The sequence below is a fragment of the Streptomyces sp. NRRL B-24484 genome (assembly GCF_000717715.1).
Classification (GTDB): Bacteria; Actinomycetota; Actinomycetes; order Streptomycetales; family Streptomycetaceae; genus Kitasatospora.
Genome location: NZ_JOAI01000001.1, coordinates 65,255 through 90,397, shown reverse-complemented (window position 1 = coordinate 90,397; position 25,143 = coordinate 65,255). Strand labels below are relative to the sequence as shown.

General features: G+C 74.0%; 20 protein-coding genes and 1 pseudogene. 14 read left to right on the top strand and 7 right to left on the bottom strand.

Annotated features, from left to right (window positions below; translation table 11 throughout):
- Positions 1-67: 67 nt before the first annotated feature.
- Positions 68-730, bottom strand: coding sequence for a ThuA domain-containing protein (locus IE98_RS0100415; protein ID WP_030262134.1), 663 nt, complete (start codon positions 728-730; stop codon positions 68-70).
- A gap of 132 nt (positions 731-862) precedes the next feature.
- Positions 863-3,682, bottom strand: a complete 2,820-nt coding sequence (locus tag IE98_RS0100410; RefSeq protein ID WP_030262132.1) for a glycoside hydrolase family 3 protein — start codon at positions 3,680-3,682, stop codon at positions 863-865.
- A gap of 533 nt (positions 3,683-4,215) precedes the next feature.
- Between IE98_RS0100410 and IE98_RS0100405 the strand changes: the two genes are divergently transcribed.
- From IE98_RS0100405 to IE98_RS0100380, 6 genes are all read left to right on the top strand, one after another.
- Positions 4,216-5,892, top strand: a complete 1,677-nt coding sequence (locus IE98_RS0100405; protein ID WP_030262120.1) for an extracellular solute-binding protein — start codon at positions 4,216-4,218, stop codon at positions 5,890-5,892.
- 91 nt (positions 5,893-5,983) lie between these two features.
- Positions 5,984-6,988 carry an ABC transporter permease gene (locus IE98_RS0100400; RefSeq protein WP_199922847.1) on the top strand — a complete coding sequence of 335 codons (1,005 nt, stop codon included), beginning with the start codon at positions 5,984-5,986 and terminating at the stop codon, positions 6,986-6,988.
- On the top strand, positions 6,985-7,950 hold the full coding sequence (locus IE98_RS0100395; RefSeq protein WP_030262115.1) for a carbohydrate ABC transporter permease: 966 nt from the start codon (positions 6,985-6,987) through the stop codon (positions 7,948-7,950). The genes IE98_RS0100400 and IE98_RS0100395 overlap by 4 nt, the downstream gene beginning before the upstream one ends.
- A gap of 48 nt (positions 7,951-7,998) precedes the next feature.
- Entirely contained in the window at positions 7,999-9,945 is a 1,947-nt protein-coding gene (locus IE98_RS0100390) for a beta-galactosidase (protein ID WP_030262113.1), read from the top strand.
- A gap of 17 nt (positions 9,946-9,962) precedes the next feature.
- Positions 9,963-12,317 (top strand): glycosyl hydrolase family 95 catalytic domain-containing protein, encoded by a 2,355-nt coding sequence (locus tag IE98_RS0100385; RefSeq protein ID WP_030262110.1) that lies wholly within the window; start codon positions 9,963-9,965, stop codon positions 12,315-12,317.
- A 133-nt stretch (positions 12,318-12,450) separates the two neighbouring features.
- Complete coding sequence (locus IE98_RS0100380; protein ID WP_043173172.1) at positions 12,451-14,064, top strand: purple acid phosphatase family protein; 1,614 nt, start codon at positions 12,451-12,453, stop codon at positions 14,062-14,064.
- Between the two features lie 54 nt (positions 14,065-14,118).
- Here IE98_RS0100380 and IE98_RS0100375 read toward each other — a convergent pair whose 3' ends face one another.
- Entirely contained in the window at positions 14,119-14,601 is a 483-nt protein-coding gene (locus tag IE98_RS0100375) for a peroxiredoxin (RefSeq protein ID WP_030262104.1), read from the bottom strand.
- A gap of 110 nt (positions 14,602-14,711) precedes the next feature.
- The gene (locus tag IE98_RS0100370; protein ID WP_030262102.1) at positions 14,712-15,923 is read right to left on the bottom strand and encodes a pyridoxal phosphate-dependent aminotransferase; all 1,212 of its coding nucleotides are present in this window, start codon (positions 15,921-15,923) and stop codon (positions 14,712-14,714) included.
- An 85-nt stretch (positions 15,924-16,008) separates the two neighbouring features.
- Here IE98_RS0100370 and IE98_RS0100365 point away from each other — a divergent pair.
- Positions 16,009-16,362: pseudogene (locus tag IE98_RS0100365) on the top strand (winged helix-turn-helix transcriptional regulator); the annotation flags it as partial.
- Between the two features lie 90 nt (positions 16,363-16,452).
- Here IE98_RS0100365 and IE98_RS47620 read toward each other — a convergent pair.
- Positions 16,453-17,049, bottom strand: coding sequence for a hypothetical protein (locus tag IE98_RS47620; protein ID WP_030262097.1), 597 nt, complete (start codon positions 17,047-17,049; stop codon positions 16,453-16,455).
- Here IE98_RS47620 and IE98_RS47615 point away from each other — a divergent pair.
- Positions 16,957-17,316 (top strand): substrate-binding domain-containing protein, encoded by a 360-nt coding sequence (locus tag IE98_RS47615; protein WP_420706144.1) that lies wholly within the window; start codon positions 16,957-16,959, stop codon positions 17,314-17,316. The two genes, IE98_RS47620 and IE98_RS47615, sit on opposite strands and share 93 nt — an antisense overlap.
- Positions 17,317-17,419: 103 nt before the next feature.
- Positions 17,420-18,013: a dihydrofolate reductase family protein gene (locus IE98_RS0100350; protein ID WP_030262090.1), complete on the top strand. Its 594-nt coding sequence runs from the start codon at positions 17,420-17,422 to the stop codon at positions 18,011-18,013.
- 30 nt (positions 18,014-18,043) lie between these two features.
- On the opposite strand, the gene IE98_RS0100345 is transcribed toward IE98_RS0100350, so the two are convergent.
- Both IE98_RS0100345 and IE98_RS0100340 read right to left on the bottom strand, forming a co-directional pair.
- Positions 18,044-18,559, bottom strand: a complete 516-nt coding sequence (locus IE98_RS0100345; protein ID WP_030262087.1) for a DinB family protein — start codon at positions 18,557-18,559, stop codon at positions 18,044-18,046.
- Positions 18,560-18,566: 7 nt separating this feature from the next.
- Positions 18,567-19,400, bottom strand: coding sequence for a DUF4184 family protein (locus IE98_RS0100340; protein WP_030262084.1), 834 nt, complete (start codon positions 19,398-19,400; stop codon positions 18,567-18,569).
- A gap of 468 nt (positions 19,401-19,868) precedes the next feature.
- Between IE98_RS0100340 and IE98_RS0100335 the strand changes: the two genes are divergently transcribed.
- The 5 genes from IE98_RS0100335 to IE98_RS51820 all read left to right on the top strand — a co-directional run bounded on the left by IE98_RS0100335 (position 19,869) and on the right by IE98_RS51820 (position 25,115).
- Positions 19,869-21,881, top strand: coding sequence for an RICIN domain-containing protein (locus tag IE98_RS0100335; protein ID WP_234443369.1), 2,013 nt, complete (start codon positions 19,869-19,871; stop codon positions 21,879-21,881).
- A gap of 81 nt (positions 21,882-21,962) precedes the next feature.
- Positions 21,963-22,622, top strand: coding sequence for a hypothetical protein (locus IE98_RS48805; RefSeq protein WP_030262079.1), 660 nt, complete (start codon positions 21,963-21,965; stop codon positions 22,620-22,622).
- Between the two features lie 171 nt (positions 22,623-22,793).
- Positions 22,794-23,639 carry a papain-like cysteine protease family protein gene (locus tag IE98_RS50370; protein ID WP_052389953.1) on the top strand — a complete coding sequence of 282 codons (846 nt, stop codon included), beginning with the start codon at positions 22,794-22,796 and terminating at the stop codon, positions 23,637-23,639.
- A 14-nt stretch (positions 23,640-23,653) separates the two neighbouring features.
- The gene (locus IE98_RS47605) at positions 23,654-24,568 is read left to right on the top strand and encodes a hypothetical protein (RefSeq protein WP_030262075.1); all 915 of its coding nucleotides are present in this window, start codon (positions 23,654-23,656) and stop codon (positions 24,566-24,568) included.
- 130 nt (positions 24,569-24,698) lie between these two features.
- Complete coding sequence (locus tag IE98_RS51820) at positions 24,699-25,115, top strand: avidin/streptavidin family protein (protein WP_030262072.1); 417 nt, start codon at positions 24,699-24,701, stop codon at positions 25,113-25,115.
- The last annotated feature ends 28 nt before the right edge of the window (positions 25,116-25,143 follow it).

Below are 25,143 nucleotides of genomic sequence, written 5' to 3'. Positions count from 1 at the left end.
TCCTCGGGCTCGTCCGACTGCGGCGCCCGCCAGCCTCTCACAGGAAATCGGTCAAACCGGGCATCTCTCACTTCTCGCCGAGCGCATGCCGGACACCGCCCAGCAGGTGCGCCCGGAAGCAGGCGTCCCGGTAGGCCTCCGGCGCGTGGCCGATCGAGGTATAGAAGGTGGGGGCGCCGTCGTGCTCGCCGGACCAGGCGATCGGGTGGCCGGGGCCCATCAGCCCGCCCTCGTAGCCGTCCTCGTCCACGGTGAGCAGCACCCGCACGCCGAGCTCCCGGGGGTCGGTGCGGAAGTTGTACCACTCGTCGGTCCACGTCCAGCTGGGCGGCAGGTGGGAGGTGGCCGGGTGGCCGCTGTCGGCGGTGCGGACGGTGGCGGTCTGGATCGGCGGGTGGCTGTGGAAGCGGGCGCCGACCAGGCCCTCGTACCAGGGCCACTCCATCTCGGTGCCGGCCGCGCAGTGCACGCCCATCCAGCCGTTCCCGGCGCCGAGGTGGGCCCGCAGGGCGTCCCGGCCCGGCTCGTCCAGCACGTCGCCGCCGGTGGAGAGGAAGACCACGGCGGCGTAGCGGCGCAGCGAGCCCGGGCGGAACTCCGAGGGCTGGTCGGTGGCGTCCACGTCGAAGCCGTGGTCCGCGCCGAGTTCGCGCAGCGCGCGCACGCCGTCCACGACGGACTCGTGCGGGAAGAGCAGGTTGCGGGTGTGAATGAGAATCCTGGCGGTCATGGGGGCCGATCCTGCCGGAGCGGGTGCGCGCCCGGGGAGGGCTCGGACGGTCCGTGCACCCTCCGTGCGCGATCCGTGCGCGGATCGCCAAGTGCCGGCCCCGCAACGACCGCCGCGGGGCCGGCACTCGGCTCAGCCGAAGGCGACCTCGGCCAGCCGCAGTGTGCCGCGCAGCACGATCCGCAGCTCGTGGACACCCTTGGCGGGCGCGGCGAGGTCGGCCCGGACGGTCGTCCAGGCGTGCCGGCCGCCGGTGCCGGGCACCTCGATCCGGGTGACCGCGCCGGCCAGGTGCAGCTCGACGGCGGCCGGACCGGCCGCCCCGCGGGCGACGGTGAGCTCGGCGCGGGTCGCGCCGTCGCCGAAGTCCACGGCGCGGTAGCCGAGTCGGGCCGGGGCGGCGCCTCCGCCCGCCACCGCCTCGCCGCCCCCGCGGGTGCGCTCGACCAGCCGGACGCCCGCCGCCTCGTCGAAGTCCCGGGCGGCGATCGGGCCTGCGAGCCCGGGGCGGGGCGGTACGGGCGGGCCGGTCAGGGCGAGCTCGGCGGCGGCCCGCAGGTCGGCACTGGAGGCGCCGGCGGCGAGGGTGTACCGGCCCGGGTCGACCGTCCAGCGGCCGTGCCCCGGGTCGAAGCGGCCGAGCGCGGTGAGCGCGACGCGGAAGGCGACCCGCCGCTCCTCGCCCGGGGCGAGCTCGATCCGCTCGAAGCCGACCAGCCGCCGCAGCGGGGTGGCGACCGGGGCGTCGTGCGCACGGCCGTACAGCTGGACGACCTCGGCGCCGGCGCGGGGGCCGCGGTTGGCGACGGTCAGCTCCGCGAGGGCGTGGTCGCCGTCGACGGCGGCGGTCAGCGCGCCGTAGCGGAACTCGGTGTAGGAGAGGCCGTGGCCGAAGGGGTGCAGCGGCTCCTCGTCGAGGTAGAGGTAGGTGCTGCGGGCGGTGATGACGTCGTAGTCCAGCAGCCCGGGCAGCGGCTGGTCGGCGCGGTACCAGGTCTGCGGCAGCCGGCCCGACGGGTTGTGGTCGCCGAGCAGCACGTCGGCGAGGGCCGCGCCGCCCTCCTGGCCGCCGTGCGCCGTCCACAGCACGGCCGGGACGTCGGCGGCGGCCCGCTCGTGCGCGTACGGGTAGCTGCTGACCAGGGCGAGGACGGTCCGCGGGTTGGCGGCGCGGGCCGCGCGCAGCACCTCCTCCTGCTGCGGCGGCAGGGCCAGGTCGGTGCGGTCCTCGGTCTCCCGGCCGTTGACGTGCGGGTCGTTGCCGACCACGACGACCACCGTGCCGGCCGCGGCGGCGAGAGCGGCGGCCCGCTCGGCACCGGCCGAGACGGTGCGGACGGTGAACGGCTCGGCCTGCTCGCGGGAGGTCGCGTGGGTGGTCAGGGCGTCGCTGCCGGCGGCGAGGGCCACCCAGTGGCCGCTGCCGAGGTGCTGGACGCGCACCCGGCCGTCCTCGCCGCGCTCCAGCCGGAAGGTCTCCTGGACGACCCACTCGTCGGGGTGGTCGGCGGTGGCGGCGAGCAGTCCGTAGCCGTCCTTGGTCAGGTAGCGGCCGTCGTGGGCCTGCAGGGTGGTGACGCCGTGGCCCCAGTCCTGGACGGCGAAGCCCTCGTGCCCGCCGACGTGCCCGGCCGAGACGGCGAGGGTGCCGTCGGGGGCGGCCGAGAGGTAGCGGCCGGTGGCGGCGGAGCGCAGTGCGATCCGGTCCAGGCCGTCGGCGTACAGCACCCGGTCGGCGCCGAGCCGTTCGCGCAGGGCGTCGAGCAGGGTGGTGCGGTGCAGCAGCGAGCCGCTGTACCAGTCGCGCAGCACGTCGTCGCCGAGCGGACCGAGCACGGCGAGGGTGCCGTCGGCGGGCAGCGGCAGCAGGCCGCCCTCGTTGCGCAGCAGCACCACGGCCTGCCGGGCGGCCTGCCGGGCGAGCCGGCGGTGCGCCTCGCAGCCGACCACGTCCTGGCCGGTGCCGGCGTACGGGTCGAGCTCCGGGTCGAGTTCGCCGCAGTTGATCCGCATCAGCAGCTGCCGGCCGACCGCGGCGTCGATCTCCGCCTCGGTGATCAGGCCGCGCCGCAGTGCCTCGGTGAGCCGGGCGGTGGTGACGGGGGAGTCGGTGCCGTGGTCGGTGAAGCTGTCCACCCCGGCACGCAGCGCGGCGGCGTGCGCCTCGGCGTGGTCGGCGGACCACCGCTGGGCGGCCACCAGGTTGGACGGCGCCTCGGCGTCGCTGCAGACCAGCAGGTCGGCGCCGTTCTTCCACTGCCGCAGCTCCTCCTTCAGGTAGGGGGTGAGGTGCGCGGGCCGGCCGTTGACCAGGTTGTACGAGGGCATCACGGCGGCCACCGCACCGGCCTCCACCGGGCCGCGGTAGCACGGCAGTTCGTACTCGTGCAGGACGCGCGGCGGCAGGTCGGAGGAGCTGGTGGTGCGGTCGGTCTCGTTGTTGTAGCCGAGGAAGTGCTTGAGGGTGGGCGCGGTGCGCCAGTGCACGGGGTGGTCGCCGCGCAGGCCGCCGGTGTAGGCGGTGGCGAGTTCGGCGGTCAGCAGCGGGTCCTCGGCGTAGCCCTCCTCGTTGCGGCCCCAGAGCGGGTGGCGCAGCGGATTGACCACGGGCGCCCAGACGTTGAGGCCGATCCGGGCGCGGCCGGGCGCGGCGGGCCGCTCGTGGAAGGCGCGGACCTCGGTGGCGACCGCCTCGCCGACCCGGCGCAGCAGCGCGCGGTCCCAGGTGGCGCCGAGGCCGACCGCCTGCGGGAAGGACGTGGCCGGGCCGAGCCAGGACACGCCGTGCAGCGCCTCGGTGCCGGTGGTGTGGGCGGCCAGTCCGAGCCGGGGGACGGCGGGCGCGTGCTGGTGCAGCAGGGCGATCTTCTCGTCGGTGGTGAGCCTCGCCAGGAGGTCCTCGACCCGCCGGCGGGCGGGCAGCCGGGCGTCGCGGTAAGGGGCGTCGGGCATGGATGGTCCTCCGGTGCGGCACGGGGGCGGAGCTGATGCTTCATGAGGTGGTCGGTCGAAGCGCTTCGAAATTGGCAGTGGCGTCGCAGGCTGTCAAGACGGCCGGTCGCCGTCCCGGGTCCGCCGCTTACGGTGTTCCCGCTGGTCCAGACCGATTCGACAGGGTCGCAGGTGGCTGTCCCGAAGCGGTCGCACGGCCTGTGTCGCCGTCAAGTCCTGAACCGTGAAGCACGTGCAAACCCTTGTGCGACGGCCGCGGCTGGCCTAGCCTCGGCGCCACGTTGAAGCGCTTCGACAGTACGGCCGGACCCCCCGCCGCACCGCCGGGGCGCCCTTCTGCGCCACCCCCCGTACCGCCCCCGTACCGCCCCGGACCGCCCCGCACCGCCGCCACACCCCGCGGCCCGCCGCGGAAGCTCCCACCACCCAGCCGCACCCGGGGACGCCGCCGGCCGGGCGCGGCCGAGCCGCCGGCCGCCCCGTACCGGCCGCACCGTGCCCGCCCCACCTCACGACGAAGGGCCCCACCCGCCATGACCAGCGCTGACAGAGTCGGCTCCGCCCCCCGCCCGTCCCGCCGAGGCTTCCTCGGCACCGCCGTCGCCGCAGCCGCCGCGGTCACCGGCGGCGGCCTGCTGACGGCCTGCTCCTCCGGCACCGGCCGCACCGGCGGCAAGGGCGGTGTCGCCACCGGCAGCGCCCTGCAGAACGCCCTGCCCGCCTTCGCCGCCTCCACCCTCGTCACCCCGGACATCCCCGGCGCGAACGGCTCCACCCCGGCCTTCCTGAAGTTCCCCGCCGAACTCAAGGCCTCCGTCGCCGACAAGCCCGGCAAGGGCGGCTCGTACACCTTCTTCACCCCGCTCTGGGGCTCCGACCCGGGCAAGGGCAGCAAGTACTTCGCCGCGATGGACGAGGCGCTCGGCATCAGGGTGAACTGGCAGCTGCAGGACGGCGTCACCTACCAGGACAAGCTCGGCGCGGTGCTCGCCGGCGACAGCATCCCCGACCTGTTCTGCGTCCCCGGCTGGAACATCAACGGTCAGATCCCCAACGCCATCAGCGCCAAGGCCGCCGACCTGGGCCCGCACCTCTCCGGCGACAAGGCCAAGACGTACCCCAACCTCGCCGCGATCCCCACCGACGCCTGGAAGATGTGCATGTTCGGCGGCAAGCTGCGCGGCCTGCCGATGCCCAACCGCCCGCTCGGCGGCGTCGTCCCCTACTACCGGGCCGACGTCTTCGCCGAGAAGGGCTGGACGCTGCCGAAGACCGCCGACGAGTTCCTCGCCCTCGCCAAGGAGATCACCAGCCCCACCGCCAAGGTCTGGGCCTGCGAGGACATGTGGTGGACGGCGCAGGTCATGTTCAACTGCGTCCCCGGCACGATGCCCGGCTACTGGAAGCAGCAGGACGGCAAGCTCGTCCACCTGGTCGAGACCGACGAGTACATCGAGGCGCTCTCCTGGACGCAGAAGCTCTACGCCCAGGGCAGCGTCCACCCCGACTCCGTCGCCGGCAAGGCCAACGACGCCAAGACCCGCTTCACCTCCGGCCAGTCGCTCATCATGAACGACGGCGACGTCATGCGCGGCATGATGAACGAACAGGCCAAGGCCAACCCGAAGTTCCGCATCAAGCCGATGGACTTCTTCGCCCACGACGGCGGCAGGCTTGAGCTCTACATCGGCAACCCGGCCGGCATCTTCAGCTTCCTCTCCGCCAAGCTGCCCGCCGAGAAGATCGAGGAACTGCTCGCCGTCGCCGACTACGCCGCCGCGCCGTTCGGCAGCAAGGAGTTCGTGCTGGAGAAGTTCGGCGTCGAGGGCGTCCACTACAACCGCGACGCCTCCGGCACCCCCGTCCAGACCGACCTCGGCACCAAGGAGGTCATCTCCTCCTACGAGTTCCTCGCCTCGCCGGCCGCCACCATCGCCTGGCCCGACCAGCCGCAGGCCGCCACCGACTTCGCCAACTGGATGGGCCGGATGATGGCCTTCGCCAAGAAGCCGCTCTTCTACGCGATGCAGATCCAGGAGCCGAGCCGCTACGCCTCGCTCTACACCCCGTTCGACGACCTGCAGAAGGACGTCGTGCGCAACCGCAAGAAGATCTCCGACGTCAAGGACGCGGTCGACAACTGGCGCAAGAACGGCGGCGAGGAACTGCGCGCCTTCTACCAGGACATCCTCGACAAGTCCGCCAGCTGACCCGCGCGCCGGCCGCGCCGGCGCACCCCACGACATGCACTACGGCCGCCCGGTGGCGCATCGCACCGGCGGCCAGGGCGGAGCACCCACCATGACCAGCAGGGCCCCAGCAGCCGACCGGCCGGCACCGCCGCCGGCCCCACCCGCCGACAGCCGACCCGCAGGGCCCGCCGCACCCCGGCACGGCATCACCCGCAGGCAGCGGCTGCGCCGCGACCGCACCCTGCTGCTGATGACCCTGCCCGCCGTCGGCCTGCTCCTGGTCTTCACCTACGTACCCCTGCTCGGCAACGTCGTCGCCTTCCAGGACTACGACGTCTACGGCGGCGGCATCACCGGCAGCGCCTTCGTCGGCTTCGAGAACTTCGCCGCCGTCTTCGGCGACGCGCGCTTCTGGGAGGTGGTCGGCAACACCCTCTCCATCACCGCCGTCCAGCTGCTGCTGTTCTTCCCGATCCCGATCGCCCTCGCGCTGCTGCTCAACAGCGTGATGAGCGGCCGGCTGCGCACCCTCGTGCAGAGCGTCCTCTACCTGCCGCACTTCTTCTCCTGGGTGCTCGTCGTCACGGTCTTCCAGCAGATGCTCGGCGGCGCCGGCCTGATCGCCCAACTGCTGCGCCGGCACGGCGTCGAGGGCTTCGACCTGATGACCGACCCCACGCTCTTCAAGTACCTGCTCACCGCCCAGTCCGTCTGGAAGGACGCCGGCTGGGGCGTCATCGTCTTCCTCGCCGCGCTCAGCGCCGTCTCCGACGAGCTGTACGAGGCCGCCGCCGTCGACGGCGCCGGCCGCTGGCGGCGGATGTGGCACGTCACCCTGCCCGCGCTGCGCCCGGTCATCGCACTGCTGCTGGTGCTGCGGGTCGGCGACTCGCTCTCCGTCGGCTTCGAGCAGATCCTGCTGCAGCGCGACGCGGTCGGCGTCGGCGTCTCCGAGGTGCTCGACACCTACGTCTGGTTCCGCGGCATCCGCAGCGGAGACTTCAGCTACGCGGCGGCGGCCGGCCTGGTGAAGGGCCTGTTCAGTCTCGGCATGGTGCTGCTGGCCAACAAGGCCGCCCACAAGCTGGGCGAGCAGGGGGTGTACGCCAAGTGACCACCGCACCCGTGGACCCCGTACAGCCGACCACCGCGCACCCGGCCGCCGCGGCCGGACTCCGCCCCTCCGAGCCCGGCGCCCGCCCCGCCTGGGAGGAGGAGGCCGGGCCCGTCGGCAAGGGCCTCAAGGGCCTCACCCTGACCGGCATCTGCCTGCTCGTCCTCGGCCCGCTCTGGGTGGTCGTCGTCACCAGCCTCTCCGACGCCGCGACCGTCACCGACGCCGGAGGCCTGGTCGTCGTGCCCGGGCACCTGACCGTCCGCGCCTACGCCGAGGTGCTCTCCGGCGGCGCCGTCACCCGGGCCGTGCTGGTCAGCACCGGCATCACCCTGGTCGGCACGGCCGTCTCGATGACCGTGTCGGTGCTCGCCGCCTACGGCCTCTCCCGGCCCGGCAGCTTCGCGCACCGGCCGATCCTCGCCATGATGATGATCACGATGTTCTTCGGCGCCGGCCTGATCCCCGGCTACCTGCTGATCCAGAACCTCGGCCTGATGGACAGCTACTGGTCGCTGATCCTGCCCGGCTGCGTCTCGGTGTTCAACCTGCTCGTGCTGCGCTCCTTCTTCATGGGCACCGCCCCCGAACTCGTCGACGCCGCCCGGATCGACGGCGCCGGCGAGTGGCGGATCCTGTGGCAGGTCGTGCTGCCGCTCTCCCGCGCGGTCGTCGCCGTCATCTCGCTGTTCTACGCGGTGGGGTACTGGAGCTCCTGGTTCAACGCCTCGCTCTACCTCAACGACCAGAGCCGCTACCCGCTGCAGAACGTGCTCAACTCCTTCGTGCTGCGCCACCAGGCCCCCACCGGCATGTCGCAGGCGATCAACACCGGTGCGGTGCCCGGGCTCTCGGTGCAGATGGCGGTCATGGTGATCGCCCTGGTGCCGGTCGTCTGCGTCTACCCGTTCGTCCAGAAGCACTTCCAGAAGGGCATGCTGATCGGCGCCGTCAAGGGCTGAGCAGCGAGAGGCCGACCGACCACCCGCCGCCGTTCGAAAGGACCCCCCGTGCCGTCCCTCGCCGACACCACCCGTGGCCGGATCCTGTTCGGCGGCGACTACAACCCCGAGCAGTGGCCCGAGGAGACCTGGGCCGAGGACGTCCGGCTGATGCGCGAGGCCGGCGTCACCACCGCGACCGTCGGCGTCTTCTCCTGGGCCCGACTGGAACCCGTCCCGGGCGCACGGGAGTTCGGCTGGCTGCGGCGCGTCCTCGACCTGCTGCACGAAGGCGGGATCGAGGTCTGCCTGGCCACCCCCACCGCCTCCCCGCCGCCCTGGCTCGGCGAGCTCCATCCCGGCACCCTGCCGGTCACCGCCGAGGGCACCCGCCTGCACTGGGGCTCGCGCAACCAGTGGTGCCCGTCCTCCGCCGACTACCGCCGCCACGCGCTCGCCCTGGTCGAGGACCTCGCCGCCGCGTTCGGCCGCCACCCGGCCGTCCGGATGTGGCACGTCAACAACGAGTACGGGCCGGTCTGCCACTGCGAGGAGACGGCCGAGCGCTTCCGGGACTGGCTGCGCAGGCGGCACGGCGGCCTGGCCGCCCTCAACGAGGCCTGGGGCACCGCCTTCTGGAGCCAGCAGCACAGCAGCTGGTCCACCGTCGGGCCGCCGCTCGCCGCCCCCTACCTGCCCAACCCGGCGCAGGTGCTGGACTTCCGCCGGTTCTGCTCCGACGTGCTGCTGGAGTGCTTCACCGCCGAACGCGACGTGCTGCGCCGGCACAGCCCCGACCTGCCGGTCACCACCAACTCCATGACCCTCTACCCGCACGTGGACTGCTGGGCCTTCGCCGCCGAGCAGGACGTCGTCTCGCTCGACGCCTACCCCGACCCGGCGGACCCGCGGGCCGTCGTCCGCGCCTCGATCGGCCAGGACATGACCCGCTCCCAGGCCGGCGGTCCCTGGCTGCAGATGGAGATGGCCGCGTCCGCCGTCAACTGGCGCGGCGTCAACCGGGCCAAGCCGGCCGAGCGGCTCCGTCTGGAGGCGCTGCAGGCCGTCGCCCGCGGCGCCGACGGCCTCTGCTTCTTCCAGTGGCGGGCCTCCCGGCAGGGCGCCGAGAAGTTCCACTCCGCGCTGCTGCCGCACGCGGGGGCGGACACTCCGCAGCACCGGGCCGTCCGCGCGCTCGGCCGCGAACTCCCGCTGCTCGCCGAGGTGGTGGGCACCGACGTCCGGGCGGAGGTGGCCGTCGTCTTCGACTGGCCGAACTGGTGGGCCCTGGAGCAGCCCGGCCGCCCCTCGGACCGGGTCGACCTCGTCCCGCTCGCCCTCGCCTGGCACGGCGCCCTCTGGGACGCCCACCTCACCGCCGACTACGTCCATCCCGAGGCCGACCTGACCCGCTACCGGCTGGTCGTCGTCCCCAACCTCTACCTCGCCTCCGACCGGGCCGTCGAGAACCTGGTCGCCCACGCACGCCGCGGCGGTACCCTGGTCGCCGGCTTCTTCACCGGTGTCGCCGACGACCAGGACACGATCCGTCCCGGCGGCACGGACGGACGGCTGCGCGACCTGTTCGGCGTCCACCCGCTCGAATGGCGCCCGCTCGACGCGCCCGCCGACCTCGACGGCGGCGGCACCGCGGACCTGTGGAGCGAGGAGCTGCGCCTCGCCGAAGGCACCGAGGTGATCGCCTCGTTCGCCGACGGCATGCCCGCCGCCACCCGGCACGGCCGCGCCCACTACCTCGCCACCCTGCCCGACCCCGCCGTCCTGCGGCGACTGCTCGCCGGCGCCGCCGACGCCGCCGGTGTGCACCCCGAACTGCCCGGCCTCCCCGACGGAGTGGAGGCCGTCCGGCGCGGCGGACTGCTCTTCGTGCTCAACCACACCGCCGCCCCGGTGCACCTCCCCCTGTCCGGCCCTCACCGGAACCTGCTGACCGCCCGCGACACCGCCGCCCTGCACCTCGCCCCCCACGGCGCAGCGGTGCTGCGGCCCATGTGACCCGACAGGACTCCGCCATGCCCGACGCCCCCACGCACGGCATCCACGACACCGCACCCGCCGCCCGCTGGGAGGACGCCTACCTCGGCGGCAACGGCCGGCACGGCGTCCTCGTGCACGGCCGCACCGAGGACGAGCGGCTGGTGATCACCCACCACGACCTGGTCCGCCCCGACCCGGCGAGCGGCGCCGAACCGCCGCTGCTCGCCCCCGTGCTCGCCGAGGTGCAGGACGCCCTGCTGGCGGGCCGGCAGGCGGAGGCGGTGGCCGCGTTCGGCGGCGACTGGGAGCCCCGGTACGTGCAGTCCTTCCACCCCGGCTTCGCCGTCCGCGTCCGCCGCCCGGCCGCCGAGGCCGACGGCTACCGGCGCACCCTGGACCTCCGCACCGGCGTCGCCGCCGCCGAATGGCACGAGGCGGACGGCTGGTGGCGCTGCGAGACCTTCGTCTCCCGCGCCGACGACGTGGTGGTGCACCTGCTGACCGCGCCGAGCGGCGGCGCCGTGGAGGCCGAGGTCTGCCTCGACACCCGGCTGCCCGGCGCGCCCGAGGAGCTGCGGGCCGCCGTCCGCTCGGTCTACCGCCCCGCCGAGATCCCCGCCCCCGAAGGGGAGGTCCCGCGGGACACCGCCCTGCTGCGGCTGCGCGTCCGCTACCCCGACAGCGAGCTCGGCTACCGCGGAGCCACCCGGCTGCTCGCCCCCGGCGGCACCGTCCGCTGCGACGGCCCCCGGGTGCACGTGAGCGGCGCCCGCCAGCTGCTGCTCCTCACCCGCACCGCCCGCGGCCCGGTCACCGAACCCGACGGCTGCCTCGGCCGGCTGGACACCGGCCTGTACGCGCTGTCCGAGGACTACGAGCTGCTGCTGCAGCGCCACCTGGACCTGCACACCGCGGCCTACGACCGGGTCGCCCTCGACCTGCACGCCCCGGCCGCCGACCGCGAGCTGCCCGTCGCCGAGCTGCTGGCCCGCCAGGAGGCCGACCCGTCCACCCTGCAACTCGCGCTGCTGGAGTCGCTGTTCGCGGCCGGCCGCTACCACCTGCTGGCCTCCTCCGGGGCGCGCCCGCCGCGGCTGTGCGGCCTGTGGACGGGCGACTGGGCGTCCGCCTGGGGCGGCGCCTTCACCACCAACGCCAACCTCAACCTGCAGCTCGCCGGCGCCGCCGCGACCGGCCTGCCCGAGGCCTCGCTGGCGCTCGCCGCCCTCGTCCGCGACCAGCTGCCGGACTGGCGCACCAACGCCCGCCGGCTCTACGGCACCCGCGGCGCGGTCGCCCCCGCCCACACCGACGGCACCAACGGCCTGCAGTACCACTTCAACCCCAGCTGGGCGCACCACCTGTGGACGGCGGGCGCCGACTGGCTGCTGCACCCGCTGCTGGAGCACGCCGAGACCACCGGGGACACCGCCCTCCTCACCGGCGAGCTGCTGCCCGCCCTGCTGGAGACCGCCGCCTTCTACGAGGACTTCCTCACCCGCACCGGCCCGGACGGCCGGATCGCGATCGTGCCCTCCTACTCGCCGGAGAACCACCCCGTCGACCCGGCCACCGGCGCACCCGCGCCCGCCGCGGCCTCGGTGAACGCCACCATGGACGTCGCCGCCGCCCGGCACGCCCTCACCACCGCCGCCGACCTCGCCGACCGGCACCGCGCCGCCCCCGCCGCCCGCACCGCCGGCTGGCGGGCCCTGGCCGCCCGGCTGCCCGACTACCGGGTCAACGAGGACGGCGCGCTCGCCGAATGGGCCTGGCCCGGCCACCGGGACGGCTACGACCACCGGCACGTCAGCCACCTCTACCCGGTCTGGCCGCTCGGCGAGATCGCCCCGGACACCACCCCGGGGCTCGCCGCGGCCGCCCGCGCCGCGCTGCTGCTGCGCGGCGACGAGAACCACTCCGGCCACGGCCACCTGCACCGGGCGCTGGCCGCCGCCCGGCTCGACGACGCCGGGCTGCTCACCTGCCAGCTCGCCCACCTGCTCGTCCGCGGCTTCTTCTTCCGCTCGCTGATGAGCAGCCACTACCCGGACCGGGACGTCTTCAACGCGGACGTGGCGCACGCCCTGCCCGGCGTGCTCACCGAGATGCTGCTGCGCTCCCGCCCGGGCCGCCCCGGCCGCCCGGCCCACCTGACCGTGCTGCCGGCGCTGCCCGCCGCCCTGCCGAGCGGCCGGCTCACCGGGGCGCGCACCCGCTTCGGGGCGGTCGTCGAGGAACTGTCCTGGTCGCCCGAGCAGGTCACCCTGGCGCTGCGCGCCGAGCGGGCCTGCACGGTGGAGCTGCGGATCGTCCCGCTGCACAAGGAGGGCGGCGAGCTGCTGGAGCTGGCGGCGGGCCGGCTGTACACCGTCACCGTGGAGCTCTGACGGGCCGTCGGCCCGCCGGGCCGGGGACTTTGCGAACGGATGGCCGATTCTTGCTCGGCGGCAGACCGGCACGACGGCGCCCGTTCACCCGGAGTCCCTCCGTGGGCCAACCACCGCTGGGAGCCTCCCGGGCATGGATATCCCGAACATGGGCGTGCCCGCGGGGCTCGCCGACCGCATGAGCACGGCCGAGCAGCACGAGTACCTGCGCAGCAGGCTGTCCCGGCGCAGGATGCTGCGCTCCTCGGCGGTGACGGTGGGTCTGCTGACCGTCGGCGGTGCGCTGGGCAGCGGCACCGCCGCGGCGGCGCCGGCCGGCGGCTCCGTCACCGACGGCATCGACGGCGCACTGGTCGCCCCGACGGGCCGCCACCTCGCCTTCGGCCCGCGGCCGGACACCCAGTTCCGGATCTCCTGGCAGGTCCCGGTGCCGGTGAAGCGGCCGTTCCTGCGCTTCGGCCGCCATCCGTGGGACCTCTCGCACAAGGTGGAGGCGGAGGTGCGCGCCCTGCACACCCCGGCGCTCACCCCGACCGGCACCCCGGTCGACCAGTACTACCTGCACGTCGCGCTGGACCACCTGCAGCCCGACACCACCTACTACTACGGCGTCGGCCACCAGGGCTTCGACCCGGCCTCCGGCCAGGCGGTCTCCACCCTGTCGACCTTCCGCACCGCACCGGCCCGGCACGGCCGCGGCGGCCGCCCGTACGAGCCGTTCACCTTCACCGCCTTCGGCGACCAGGGCGTCTCCTCGCACGCCGCCGGGAACGACCACGTGATCCTGGCCCAGAAGCCGGCCTTCCACCTGCACGCCGGCGACATCTGCTACGCCGACCCGGCCGGCTCCGGCCAGGACTCCGACAAGTCGGTGTACTCGGCCACCACCTGGGACGCCTTCCTGGTGCAGACCGAGACGGTCGCCGCGAAGGTCCCGTGGATGGTCTCGTACGGCAACCACGACATGGAGGCCTGGTACTCGCACCACGGCTACGGCGGCGAGGACGCCCGGTTCTTCCTGCCCGGCAACGGCCCGGACCCGCGCACCGCGCCCGGCGTGTACTCCTTCGTCTACGGCAACGTCGGCGTGGTCTCGCTGGACGCCAATGACGTCTCCTACGAGATCCCGGCCAACCTCGGCCTCACCGCGGGCCGGCAGACCGCCTGGCTGGAGCGGACGCTGCAATCGCTGCGCGCCGACGGGGCCGTCGACTTCGTGGTGGTCTTCTTCCACCACTGCGCCTTCTCCACCACCCACCAGCACGCTTCCGAGGGCGGGGTCCGCGAGGCCTGGGTGCCGCTCTTCGAGAAGTACCGGGTCGACCTGGTCGTCAACGGCCACAACCACGTGTACGAGCGCACCGACGCGATCCTCGGCAACAAGGTGGCGAAGGCGGTGCCGAGCGGCGGCACCGTCGAGCCGGCCAAGGACGGCGTGGTGTACGTGACGGCGGGCGCGGCCGGCCGCAGCCTGTACTCCTTCGACGCGCCGGACACCTACGAGGGCCACGAGAACCGCCGCGACTCGGTGGACACCTTCCACTTCGCCAAGGGCGGGGTGAAGGTGCCGGAGACGGTGGAGTGGTCGCGGGTGCGCTACACCGGCTACTCCTTCGTGCGGGTGGACGTCGCCCCGGCGCACAAGGGCCGCACCGCCACCATGAAGGTCACCGCCCTCGCCGAGGACGGCACGCAGGTCGACCACTACACGATCGCCCGCCGGGCGGGCGAGTGCACGGCGCACTGACGCCGCACGCAGCGGGCCCGCCTCCGGTCGGGGAGGCGGGCCCGGTGTCGTCGTTCAGCCCAACTTCGCCAGCTCCGCGGCGAGTTCGTCGCTGTGGCGGAAGGTCAGGCCGGCCAGGGCGACGTGCTTCCAGCGGACGGCGAGGCCGCCGTCCAGGATGAACACCGAGCGGCGCAGGCCGAGTCCGGGCACCGCGATGCCGTACGCCTTCGCGACCGTCCGCTCGGTGTCGGCGAGCAGCGGGAAGGCGATCCGGTGTCGGCGGGCGAACTGCTCGTGGCTGTCGAGGCCCTGCGGGCTGATGCCCCAGACGGTGGCGCCGAGGCCGGTGAAGCGCTCCAGGTCGGAGGTGTACTCGCAGAGTTGCCTGGTGCAGACGGGCGTGTCGTCACCGGGGTAGAAGACCAGCACCAGCGGGCCGCCGCCCTTGGCGTCGGAGAGCCGGTACTCCTGGCGCTGCGCGGTGTCCCCGTCGAGGAGCAGGCCGGGCAGGGCGAAGTCGGGGGCCTGGGTTCCGGCCTCGGGCGGCTTGGGCATGGAGGTCCCCTTCGGGCATCAGGTGGACAGACCTGTCTGTCTCTTGAAGCCCGATGCTAGCCCCCCGCCCGGCGGGTGTCATGCACCCCGCCGGGCGGCCGGGCCGCCGCTCACTGCCTGTACGTGGCCAGGAAGCGGCCGATCCGGCTGATCGCCGTCTCCAGGTCGTCGGCGCGCGGCAGGGTGACGAAGCGGAAGTGGTCCGGGCGCGGCCAGTTGAAGCCGGTGCCCTGGACGACGTGGATCTTCTCGCGGAGCAGCAGGTCCAGCACGAACCGCTCGTCGTCGACGATCTTGTGCACCTCCGGGTCCAGCCGGGCGAAGGCGTACAGCGCGCCCTTCGGCTTGACGCAGCTGACGCCCGGGATCTCGTTCAGTGCCCGGTGGGCGACGTCGCGCTGCTCGGTGAGCCGGCCGTTCGGCAGGGTGAGGTCGTTGATCGACTGGTGGCCGCCGAGCGCCGCCTGGACGGCGTACTGCGCCGGCACGTTGGGGCACAGTCGCATGCCGGCCAGCATGGTCAGGCCCTCCAGGTAGTCCGAGGCCTGCTGCTTGGGGCCGGAGACGGCCAGCCAGCCGCTGCGGAAGCCGGCCACCCGGTACGCCTTGGACAGGCCGTTGAAGGTGAGGGTGAGGACGTCGTCGGCGAGCGCGGCCAGGCAGTGGTGCTCGGTGCCGTCGTAGAGGATCTTGTCGTAGATCTCGTCGGCCAGCACCATCAGGCCGTGCCGGCGGGCGAGGTCGAGGATGCCCGCCAGCAGCTCCTTCGAGTAGACGGCGCCGGTCGGGTTGTTGGGGTTGATGACGACGATCGCCCGGGTGCGGTCGGTGATCTTCGAGGCGATGTCGTCGAGGTCGGGGAACCAGTCGGCCTGCTCGTCGCAGAGGTAGTGCACCGCGCGGCCGCCGGCGAACCGCACCACCGCCGTCCACAGCGGGTAGTCCGGCATCGGGACGAGCACCTCGTCGCCGTCGTCCACCAGCGCCTGCACGGCCATCTGGATCAGCTCGGAGGCGCCGTTGCCGAGGTAGACGTCGTCGACCGTCATGCCGGTGACGCCGCGCTGCTGGTAGTACTGCACCACCGCGCGGCGGGCCGGCAGGATGCCGCGCGAGTCGCTGTAGCCGTGGGCGTTCGGCAGGTTGCGGATGATGTCCTGGAGGATCTCCGGCGGTGCCTCGAAGCCGAACGGCGCGGGGTTGCCGGTGTTCAGCCGCAGGACGCTGTGCCCGGCCTCCTCCAGGGCGTTCGCCTGGTCGACCACCGGGCCACGGATCTCGTAGCACACGTCCTTGAGCTTGCTGGACTGCCGAAACTCCACTGCGGCCTCCCGACCTCACCTCTGGTTGCTTTGTTCTACCAAGTAACCACTTGGAAAGTCCAACCTTTTGGCTATGCTGATCCCCATGCCACGCCGAAGCTACGACCAGTACTGCGCCGTCGCCCGCGCCCTGGACGCGGTGGGGGAGCGCTGGAGCCTCCTGATCGTCCGTGAACTCCTCGGCGGGCCCCGCCGCTACACCGACCTGCACGCCGACCTGCCCGGCGTCTCCACCGACATCCTCGCCGCCCGGCTCAAGCAGCTGGAGGGCGAAGGACTGGTGGAACGCCGCCGACTGGAACGCCCCGCCAACGCCTCGGTGTACGAACTCACCGCCCGGGGCCAGGAGCTGCGCCCCGTCCTGGAGGCGCTCGCCGTCTGGGGCGGCCCCGACCTCGGCGAGCCCCGGCCGACCGACGCCGTCCGCGAGCACTGGTACACCGCGGTCGGCTGACGGACCCGGGGCCCCACGGCGCACGCGGACGGGCCCGGTACGCGCGAGGCGCACCGGGCCCGTCGGCGCACCGGATCAGACGGTGGCCGTGAAGACCGGGGTCGAGACCTGGTAGGTCTGGGTGGTCGGCTGGTAGTCGAACCAGTGGCTCACCCGGTCGCCGGAGCGCACCGACACCGGCTGCTCCCAGCGGCCCTGCGCGGCGTTCCGGCTCAGGAAGTAGTTGCCCTGCGCGCCGCCGTTCACCGTGAGGTGCACGGTGACGAAGGAGGCGGTGAAACCGTTCGGCCTGAACCACACCACCGGGGAGGAGCCGGCGGCCACGCCCTGGGTGTACGGCGCCTGGCTGCCCGTCGGGGTCGGCGCCGGCGTGGGGGAGTTGGTCGGGTCGGTGACGACGTGGTTCCACTCGGGGTGGTCGGTGTCGGTGTTCAGCGGCCACGCGGCGCTCTGCCAGACGGTCGCGACGTTCGCCGCGCCGAGCGCGTCGATCCGGCCCTTGACGCAGGCGAAGGCCTGCTTGTAGAAGTCGGCGCCGCAGCAGTTCCACGGGCCGTCGAACTCGTAGCCGATCCGCAGGTGCACCGGCCGGTCGTAGCCCTTGAGCCGGGTGACCATCTCGTCGACCTCGGCCCGGTACTGGCTGATCAGGTTGGGGCTGCCGGCCGTCACCTGCAGGCCTTCGGCGCCTGCACGGCGCTGCGCGAGCGCGGCCTGCGGATCCCGGACGACCTCAGCACCGTCGGCTTCGACGACGTGCCGGTCACCCGGTGGAGCAACCCGACCCTGACCACCGTCCGCCAGCCGCTGCAGGAGATGGCGGCGATGGCCGCCCGCACCCTGCTGCGGCTGGTCGACGGCGAGGAGGTCGACCTGCCTCGGGTCGAGCTCGCCACCCGTCTGATGGTCCGGGAGTCCACCGCCCCGCCGGCCGGCTGAGCGTGCCGGCCGCCGCGGTGTGTCCCGCGCCCCGCCCGGGCCGCCCGCCCCTACGGTGGGCGGCAGGCGGCGGCGGGCCGCCGGCGGGCGGCAGGAGGCGGACATGGCACGGGTGATCACACAGGCCTCGATGTCCCTGGACGGATTCATCGCGGACCACTCCGACCAGGTCGGGGCCCTGTTCGACTGGTACGCCAACGGGGACGTGGAGGTCACCGGCGCCGATCCGGACCGGGTGTTCCGGGTCTCGGCCGCCAGCGCGGAGTACCTGCGCTCCGCCTGGTCCACCGTCCGCGCCACGGTGATCGGCCGCCGTCTGTTCGACATCACCAACGGCTGGGACGGCAGGCCGCCGGTCGGCGAGGCCGTCTTCGTGGTCACCCACCGCCCGCCGGACGAGTGGGACTTCCCCGACGCACCGTTCACCTTCGTCACCGGCGGCCCGGCCGAGGCGGTCGCCCTCGCCAAGCAGCACGCCGGGGACGGGGACGTCGCCGTCACCCCGGGCGACGTCGGCGGCCAGGCCTTCGCGGCGGGCCTGGTGGACGAGGTGCTGGTCGACCTCGTCCCGGTGGTGTTCGGCGCCGGCGTGCACTACTTCGGCGGTTACCACGGCTCACCGCTGGTGCTGGACGACCCGGAGATCGTCCAGGGCGACCGGGTGTGCCACCTGCGCTTCCGGGTCCGCCGCGACTGAACGGCCGGCCGCCGGCCGCCCCCGGCCCGGTCAGCCGCCGGTGACGCCGTCGGTGTGCTCGCGCAGCAGGTCGGCGTGGCCGTTGTGGCGGGCGTACTCCGACACCAGGTGGAACAGCACCAGGCGCAGCGAGCACTCCTCGCCGTCCAGCACGAAGGTGTCGTCGAGCGAGGCGCCGGCCAGGACCTCGTCGGCGAGCCGGCGCTCCTCCAGCAGCCGGGCGTAGTCCTCCTCGGCCCGTGCCGGGTCGAGCTCGTCGAAGTCGGCGTCCTTGTTCGGGCTCTCGGAGTACAGCCGCGGTACCGGCAGGCCGGCGAAGCGCTCGCGGAACCACGTCCGCTCGACCTTCGCGAAGTGCCGGATCAGGCCCAGCAGCGAGAGGTTCGACTCCGGCAGCGGGCGCAGTGCGAGCTGTTCGCCCGTCAGGCCCCGGCACTTGAACAGGAAGGTGTCGCGCTGCCAGGCGAGGTAGCCGGTCAGCATCTCGCGCTCGCCGGCCACGAGGGAGCCGCCGGTGCGCTTGGTGTCGGGTGCGGTCCAGGTCATGGCGCGATCATGCCGCCCGGTCGAAGCGCCGCGCCAGTGCCTTTCCCGCCGTCAGCCGCCGGAGGGCGCCGTAGCAGAGCAGCGCCAGGCCGGCCCCCGCGAGCGAGCCGAACGCGACGGTGGGGACGAGCTCGTACCCGGGCTCCGCGCCCGGGCCGCCGGACCACTGCACGATCCGCAGCGCGGTGCCCACGGCGGCGGCCAGCACGATCCACGCGTACACCGCCCACCGCGCCCGCCGGCCCAGGACGGGCACCGGCCGGGGGAGCGGACCGTCCGCGGTGAGGCCGGCCCGGCGCCGGAACCCGCGCAGCAGCCACCACGCGAGGACGGCGAGCGCCACGGCGGACGTTCCGTACTGCAGCACGGCGTGGAGCGGCCGGCCCGCGAGAACGGGGCGGTCCAGCACCGGGAACAGCCGGACGCCGAAGCGGCCCGGGTGGGTGAAGCCGTCCCAGCCGACGTGGGTGGCCGCACCGAGGGCCGCCGACACCGCGAACCACCACGTCCGGCGCAGCGCGCCGCCGCTCCGGCGGGGTGCGCCGGCCGGCAGCCGTGCCGCCCAGCGGGCGGGCAGCAGGGCCGGCAGCGGTTCGCGCAGCAGCAGTTCCCAGAGCCCGACCAGTGCGGCGGCCACCAGCACGTCCACGGTCGGCACGCCCCACCAGGCGTGCGTCACCGTCCCCAGCCCGAACGTCCCGGGCACGACCGAGTCGGCGAAGTACGGCACGTCCGGCGCCGTCGACCCGGCGACCAGTGCGGCGGCGACCAGCGGCCCGCGGCCCCGCCCGCGGACGATCAGCGGCAGCACGGCGGCGGGATGGCTCAGGGTGAACGGCATCCGCCCACGCTATCCGGTGTGCCCGTTGTGTCCGCCCCGCGGCGACGTGATGACGGACCGTCACTTCGGCGCCATAAGCGCGGCTGGGACATCTCCAAATGGAATCTTCTTGCCATGATGCTGAGTGATATTGCACCTACTCTGTGCAATTTCACTATTTGACGGGCCGTCTAACGGTAGATCACGAAACATAACGTTTGAATAACGTCGCATACGGATCGGATGGCTCAACGGTCTGGACCAATCCTCCTCGTGATGACCAACTCAAGTTCTCCACAGCATTCTTGACCGACCGTCCGGAGGAATTGTGGAGTCGTTGAACCCCGTACTTCTTCGCGCGTAGAACACGCGTATCCAAGCCGATCGGACGTTCTGGCAGGATTCCCGGCACTCAACCCCTCCAAGGAATGAGGTCTGGTTTTGTCCGGTCGTAGAAGAGTGGTCAGGCGGCGGAAGGGGACCCGCGTGATGCTGGTCGCCGCCGTGGTGGCCGCAACGGGGGTCTTCGTGGGCAGCGCCGCGATGGGCGGCGTCTTCACCGATGAGCGGACGACGGCTGCGGCCGGCGTCTCCGCCGACGGGTCCGCGCCGGCCGCCGAACCCGCGCACGACAAGGCCCCGGACCCGGTGGCCTCGATACCGAGCAACGACCCGCCGCGCGGCCTGGTGTACACCGGCCTCAAAGCGGCACCCAAGGGCGACAAGTGCGTCGGCGTCCTGCGGACCGCCGAGGGCAACTGCACCCACGGGCCGGACACGCCCCCCAAGGGCGTGGACGTCAAGAAGGACACACCGCCGGCGGTGAAGACCGAGGAGCCCGCCGCCGCACCCGGCAGCACCGCCCCCGCGGGCCAGGCCGCGCAGGCACCGACGGCCGGCACGGAGGCGGCCGTCGACGCCACGGCCGCCCGGACCGCCGCCGCGGCCCCGGCGCCGAGCGCGACCGCCAAGCCCGCCCGCACCGCGGCCGCCGGCCCGGCCGACCAGACCGTCCAGTGCGACGGCGACGGCAGCACCGGCAACCGCGTCCAGGTGGTGTACGCCCACGGCCCCGGCAAGGACCGCTACGCGCAGTACGCCGCGTCCTTCCGCAAGTGGGCCGCCGACGCGGACACCATCTACTACGCGAGCGCCCAGGAGACCGGCGGCGTCCGGCACATCCGCTACGTCACCGCCGCGGACTGCACGCCCTCGGTGCTCAACGTCGAGCTGCCCGACTCGGCCCTCGCCGAGTTCAGCGCGATGAACAACGCCCTCGCCCAGAAGGGCTTCAACCGCAAGGACCGCAAGTACATGGTCTTCGCGGACGCCAACGTGTACTGCGGCATCGGCACCTTCAACGGCGACGAGCGGCCCGGCCAGGACAACCTGTCCAACTTCGGCCCCTCGTACGGCCGCACCGACTCCGGCTGCTGGAGCGGCTCCACCGCCGCGCACGAACTCGGCCACAACCTCGGCGCGGTGAACAACAGCGCGCCCAACACCAGCCGCGGCGCGCACTGCACCGACGAGTGGGACGTCATGTGCTACTCCGACTCGCCGTACTACCCGACGATGCGGACGGTCTGCCCCGAGCGCGGCCACGACGAGCGCCTCGACTGCAACCACGACGACTACTACAACACCAGCCCCAAGGCCGGTAGTTACCTCGCCACCCACTGGAACATCGCGAACAACCAGTTCCTGATGACCGGCGGCGGCAGCACCAACCCCAACCCGAACCCGAGCCCGTCGCCGACCTCCTCGCCGACCCCGTCGCCCAAGCCGAGCCCGACCGGGCCGACCGGCACCACCGGCCCCGTGCCGACCGTCGGCAGCCTCGCCTCCGACTCCGCGGTGCTCAACTGGCCCGCCGTCAACGGTGCCGACTGGTACCAGGTCCGGCTGAACGGCGCCTTCCTCACCTGGGTCCAGCAGAACTCGGTGCGCATCTACAACCTGCGCCCCGACACCGACTACAGCGTCGCGGTGGCCTTCCGTGACAGCGCCGGCAAGGACTCCGCGCCCGGCCGCACCGTCACCTTCCACACCCCGAAGGCCGGCAGCACCACCACGCCCAGCGCGGCCTACACCCTGGTGAACGGCGCCAGCGGGCTGGCCGCCGAGATCTGGGGCGGCAAGTCGGCCGACGGCACCGTGCTGGTCGCCTCCCAGCCCAACGGGTACACCGGCCAGCGCTGGTACTTCGACGACGCCGGCAGCGGCTACGCCCGGATCCGCTCCGCGGTCTCCGGCAAGTGCCTGCAGCTCGGCGGCGCCGCAGGCGCCGGCCAGTGGGTGTACCAGCAGCCCTGCAACGGCTCCTCGGCCGCCCAGCAGTGGCGGATCGCGACCGCCGGCGGCGGCGTCACCGTCACCGCCCGGGACAGCTCGCTCGTCCTCGGCATCTCCGGCCGCCCCTACTACGGCGCCTGGCTGATGGAACTCCAGGACCCGAACGGCTCCGGCTACCACACCTGGACGGTCCAGAAGGCGTCCTGACGCCCCGCCGAGCCACCGGGGGCCCGCCGGCCACGCGGGCGGGCCCCCACCGCACCACCCACTGCCCAGGAGCGCACGCCCATGCCCGACCGACGTTCCGCAGCGGCCTCGGCCGTCCTCGCCGGCCTCCTCGTCCTCGGCCCGGCCGCGACCGCCCACGCCCACGGCGACACCATCGCCCTCACCGTCACCGGCAGCACCGGCGGCCACCCGCAGGCCACCGCCCTGTGGGAGAACGACCGCGACCCGGTCGAGGAGCGGATCGCGGGCACCTTCTCCGCGACCGCCCCGGACGGCACCGCCCTCGGCCCCTGGCGGCTGGTGGCGGTGCCCGGCCGGCCCGGCGTCCTCACCACGGCCGAGGTGCTGCCGCCCGGCCACTGGACCGTCACCGCCGAGACCGCCTTCCCCGGACTCGGCCGCTACCAGGGCACCCTGGACGTGCCGGTGACCGACCCGCCGGGCTCCGCCCCGTCGGCCGGACCGACCGCCGCCACCCAGGGCCCCACCGCCGCGACCCCCTCGCCGGGCACCGTCGCCGACCCCGTCCCGGCGGGAACGGCGGCCCCGTCCGGCGGCCCCGCGTCCTCCGGGAGCCCGGCACCGGCCGCCGCCGCGTCCGACGAGGACCGCGACCGGCCCGCCTGGCTGCTCGCCCTCGCCGGCCTCGGCACCGCCGTGCTGGCCGGGGGCGCCGTCGCGGCCGCCGTCCACATCCTCCGCCGCTCCGCCCGTTCCTGACGGAGCGCCGTCCCCACCCTCCGTGGGCCCGCACCCGGCACGTCCCGACCCGGCACGTCCCGACCGGGCACGTCCCGACCGGGCACGTCCCGACCGGGCGCATCCGGCCCACGCGTCCGCGCCGCCGGCGACCCCGCCGGCCGGGCCCGGACCTTCGGATCAAGGAGCACCATGCACAGACTCCGCGCGTCCCGCGGCAGGAAGACCCTGCTGGCCGCGATCGTCGCCGCGCTCTCCGGCGCCCTGCTGTTCGCCATCGGCGTCTTCGCCCAGGCCGGCACCACCGGCACCGTGACCGGCGGCCAGGGCGGCTACCGCACCGTCAACCAGCGCACCCAGCCCTCGCTGACCGCCCGCATCCTCGGGAGCTCGGCGGTCGGCGACCACGTCCCGACCGCCTGCCGCACCACCGGCGACCAGGTCGAGGGCAACACCCGCTGGATATGGTCCGGCACCTACTACATCGCCGACGCCTTCATCCGGGAGAACACCAACGGCCTGCAGGTCTGCGGCTCCACCACGACCACCACCAGCACCGGCACCAAGACCCTCGCCATCGGCATGCAGAAGCAGGTCAGGACGCAGTGGTGCTGGGACGCCTCGGGCGTGACCATCGCCACCTACTGGGGCCGCAGCACCAGCCAGGAGGAGTTCTGCCGGCTCGCCGCCCGCGGCACCTGGGTGGACTGCAACAACCAGCCCGCGACGCTGGAGGACATGGCCAACGGCCTGGCCGGGCTCGGGCTCTCCACCAGCGGCCGCAGCCTCTACCGCAGCGCCTCCTTCGCCGAGACCACCACCGAGATCGCCGGCGGCCGCCCGTTCGCCGTCCGGATCGGCTGGCGCTCGGGCGGCGGCCACATGAACGTCATCTACGGCTACGACAGCACCAGCAACATGATCGCGGTCGGCGACCCGTGGCCGTCCACCCAGACCTACACCTGGTGGAACTACAACACCTACGTCAACAACAACTCGTTCCAGTGGACCCACTCCCGCATCGGCATCCACGGCTGAGGAGACGACCGACCGTGACCACCACCCCGCAGTTCCGCCGGGCGGCCGTGCTCGCCGCCACCGCCGGCCTCGCCCTGCTCGCCTCCGCCTCCCCGGCGCAGGCCGCGGACGGCCCCGACCTCGGATCCGCCCAGCAGGTCCTGCAGTCCGGCCAGGTCCGGGACACCGTGTCCCGCTTCCTGACCGTCACCCGGCAGCAGTCCGCCGCCCCGGCCGCCCCCGCCGCCGACGGCGGCACGGTCGGCGCCCCGCGCAGCGCGGCCGCCCCGGCCGGGCCGCCCGTCTTCGACCTGAAGAACCCGGTGGCGCTCTACGAACTCGCCCCCGACTTCGTCACCGGCAAGGCCCGCCCCACCGCCGACGGCGCGCTGCGCCTCTCCTACCTGGCCTCCCGGGTCGCCGCCGCCGACGGCCACCGGGCCGCCGTGCTGCTCGCCCCGCAGGACCAGAAGGGCAGCGGCTGGCAGCTCGCCGGCATCCGGGACGGCGACGCCGAGGTCTCGCTCGCCGAACAGGGCACCGCGCAGGCCCGCACCTTCACCGAGCCGCAGCTGAACGCCTGGTACCGGCTCACCGACAAGGGCCAGGTCGAGGCGCTCAACCAGGAGGCGACCAGCGGCCTCGGCGGCAGGCACAGCGTCACCCTCGCCGCCTACCAGAAGCTGGTCAACGCCCGCTACGGCGACAAGCTGCCCGGCTCCGCCTACGACCGCAAGGGCCTGGCCGGCGGCTACCCCGGCCTCGACGGCACTGCTGCACCCGTGGCCGGTGCCGCCCCGGCGGCCGACGCCTCCCCGGTCGCGGCGGCCGCGCCCGCCGCGGCGCCCGCCGACCGCACCGCCTGGTGGGCCGCCGCAGCCGCCGGGGCGCTCGCCCTGGGCGGCGCCGCGACCGCGCTGCTCCGCCGCCGTTCCGCCGGCACCGCCTGAGCGGCGCCGGCGACCCGCGCACCGGCCGGGTTGCGGTGCGAAGCCCACCCCCCGGCCCGATCCTGGGAGAGGCACGCGGCCGCCCGACCGGGTGCGGCCGCCGGAACGGGTCCGCCCAGGGAGACCATCGATGACCATCGCCGGAGACTGGTACAACGAGTTCGGCTCGCACATGCGGCTCACCGACGACACGTCGGGCGGCCTGACCGGGACGTACGTGTCGGGCGCGGGCCAGGTGGCCGGCCCGTACGAGCTCACCGGCCGCCACGACGCGCCCGCCGGGCAGGGCCGTGGCACCGCGGTCGGCTGGACGGTCGCCTGGCGCAACGAGCGGGGCGACGCCGGCTCGGTCACCAGCTGGAGCGGGCAGTACCTGGAGGGCGACGAGACCATCCTCGCCACCTGGCTGCTCACCCGCTCGGCCGCCTCCGCCGACGTCTGGGAGTCGACCGTGGTCGGCCAGGACGTCTTCACCCGCCAGGCCCCCGCCCCCGAGGACGTCGAGCGGCACCTGCGCGGCCGCCGCCCCGCCTCCCACCCGAGCTGACCGCACGCCCACCAGGGGCGCCCCGGCT

Coding starts and splice junctions, on each gene's coding strand:
- IE98_RS51820 (WP_030262072.1), top strand. CDS start 24,699: ATGACCATCGCCGGAGACTGGTACAACGAGTTCGGCTCGCACATGCGG.
- IE98_RS0100385 (WP_030262110.1), top strand. CDS start 9,963: ATGCCCGACGCCCCCACGCACGGCATCCACGACACCGCACCCGCCGCC.
- IE98_RS0100350 (WP_030262090.1), top strand. CDS start 17,420: ATGGCACGGGTGATCACACAGGCCTCGATGTCCCTGGACGGATTCATC.
- IE98_RS48805 (WP_030262079.1), top strand. CDS start 21,963: ATGCCCGACCGACGTTCCGCAGCGGCCTCGGCCGTCCTCGCCGGCCTC.
- IE98_RS0100380 (WP_043173172.1), top strand. CDS start 12,451: ATGGATATCCCGAACATGGGCGTGCCCGCGGGGCTCGCCGACCGCATG.
- IE98_RS0100400 (WP_199922847.1), top strand. CDS start 5,984: ATGACCAGCAGGGCCCCAGCAGCCGACCGGCCGGCACCGCCGCCGGCC.
- IE98_RS50370 (WP_052389953.1), top strand. CDS start 22,794: ATGCACAGACTCCGCGCGTCCCGCGGCAGGAAGACCCTGCTGGCCGCG.
- IE98_RS0100410 (WP_030262132.1), bottom strand. CDS start 3,682: ATGCCCGACGCCCCTTACCGCGACGCCCGGCTGCCCGCCCGCCGGCGG.
- IE98_RS0100335 (WP_234443369.1), top strand. CDS start 19,869: ATGCTGGTCGCCGCCGTGGTGGCCGCAACGGGGGTCTTCGTGGGCAGC.
- IE98_RS0100375 (WP_030262104.1), bottom strand. CDS start 14,601: ATGCCCAAGCCGCCCGAGGCCGGAACCCAGGCCCCCGACTTCGCCCTG.
- IE98_RS0100415 (WP_030262134.1), bottom strand. CDS start 730: ATGACCGCCAGGATTCTCATTCACACCCGCAACCTGCTCTTCCCGCAC.
- IE98_RS0100345 (WP_030262087.1), bottom strand. CDS start 18,559: ATGACCTGGACCGCACCCGACACCAAGCGCACCGGCGGCTCCCTCGTG.
- IE98_RS0100340 (WP_030262084.1), bottom strand. CDS start 19,400: ATGCCGTTCACCCTGAGCCATCCCGCCGCCGTGCTGCCGCTGATCGTC.
- IE98_RS0100405 (WP_030262120.1), top strand. CDS start 4,216: ATGACCAGCGCTGACAGAGTCGGCTCCGCCCCCCGCCCGTCCCGCCGA.